Raw genomic sequence first — 1,350 nt, 5'->3', positions numbered from 1 at the left:
GCCACTCCGTCGTTTGTCGTGATGATAGAGGGTGATACCCTTTTTCTCATGCTTACCAGACAAGAAGGTCCAGTAGAAGGTTAACTCACTATCATTTTCTAAGACCTTGTAGGAGGTCTCATCCGCATGAAGAATAGGCTGCTCCAACAATTTCTCGTGCAACAGGTCATAAATTGGTTCGAAATAATACTGACTAGACTTGATGTGCCAGTTGGCTATTTCCTTCCGACTGATTGGCAGACCAAGCTTATGCCAGTCCTCTTCCTGACGGTAATTGGGCACCTTAAGATTGAACTTCTGATGAATAGTATGGGCGATAATAGAAGCCGAACCCAAGCTGTGTGCCAAAGGTGCCTTAGGAACGGGAGCCTTGATAATCTTATCGCTTAGATTCTTCTGACTACATGCCTGACACTTGTATGCGTGTTGAACATGGTCAATCCGCTTTAATTGTGCGGGAATAAAGACCAACTCTTGTCGTTGAACAGTAGAACCAATCTCTTTCAACTGTCCATGACAGTCTGGACAAGTGCAGTCTTCACCCTGCAGTTCGTGATGAACAATCTCTGGAGTGAACTGACTAAAAATAGCCTGACGAACTCCTTTAGTTTTCTTGCGTTTATAAGTAATCGTTTCTGTTTCAACTGGGTAAGTCAGCTTCTTCTTCAGGGAGACTTTCCTCCCCAAACAAGCTCAGCTGACCGGGTTGATACACAACCTTCTCTGATGATTTTCCGTAGAGTTTCTGTCTCAGATACTCAACCTGTTCACGAAGGAGAGTGAGTTCATTAGCCATCATCTCTATCGTTTTTGACTGTGTTTCAATAATTTTTTCTAGTGATGACATAACCAATCTCCTTCTTTTTGTCTTATTATACACAAAGAAAAGCCATGATTTCAATAGAAATCACGACTTTTTGAAACATTTATTTTTGGACTGATAGAAAAACCTTTCATGAGCCAGTCCACCTGTTCGGAAGTGAGGGCTTTAACCTCCTCTTCATTGTTTGGCCAGGTCAATTTCCCATTTTCAAAACGTTTATACAATAACCAAAATCCCTGTCCATCCCAGTAAAGAGCTTTGAACCGGTCTTTTCGACCTCCGCAGAAGAGATAGACCTGACCTGAAAAGGGATCCAGATTGAATTGACTTTTGACAAGGTAGGCGAGAGAATCAATCCCTTGACGCATATCTGTTTTCCCGCAAACCAAGTAGACTTGACCTAAATCACTGAGTTGGATTGTCATAGAACAGTACCTTATCCAAGATTGTTTCCAATATCTCTTGGTTGATAGAGTGAAAGAAAGTGAGTTCTACTTTTTCGAGACGAATCTTCATCAGGATCTCAT

2 protein-coding genes and 1 pseudogene are annotated in these 1,350 nt (G+C 41.8%); all 3 read right to left on the bottom strand.

Annotated elements, in window-relative coordinates; all coding sequences use genetic code 11:
* Positions 1-687, bottom strand: a pseudogene (locus tag K6V43_RS11355) (IS66-like element short variant transposase); the annotation flags it as partial.
* The gene (locus K6V43_RS11350) at positions 641-847 is read right to left on the bottom strand and encodes an IS66 family transposase (protein WP_105126552.1); all 207 of its coding nucleotides are present in this window, start codon (positions 845-847) and stop codon (positions 641-643) included. The gene K6V43_RS11350 and the pseudogene K6V43_RS11355, both read right to left, overlap by 47 nt.
* Before the next feature lie 50 nt (positions 848-897).
* Positions 898-1,248, bottom strand: a complete 351-nt coding sequence (gene tnpB / locus K6V43_RS11345) for an IS66 family insertion sequence element accessory protein TnpB (RefSeq protein ID WP_024405214.1) — start codon at positions 1,246-1,248, stop codon at positions 898-900.
* Positions 1,249-1,350 lie beyond the last annotated feature (102 nt).

Source organism: Streptococcus suis, from assembly GCF_019794615.1.
GTDB classification, from domain to species: domain Bacteria; phylum Bacillota; class Bacilli; order Lactobacillales; family Streptococcaceae; genus Streptococcus; species Streptococcus suis_AI.
This window is presented reverse-complemented; position numbering and strand designations above follow the sequence as displayed.

Bases quoted from the DNA above. Each gene is read 5' to 3' on its own strand.
- K6V43_RS11350 (WP_105126552.1), bottom strand. From the start codon at position 847: ATGTCATCACTAGAAAAAATTATTGAAACACAGTCAAAAACGATAGAG.
- tnpB (WP_024405214.1), bottom strand. From the start codon at position 1,248: ATGACAATCCAACTCAGTGATTTAGGTCAAGTCTACTTGGTTTGCGGG.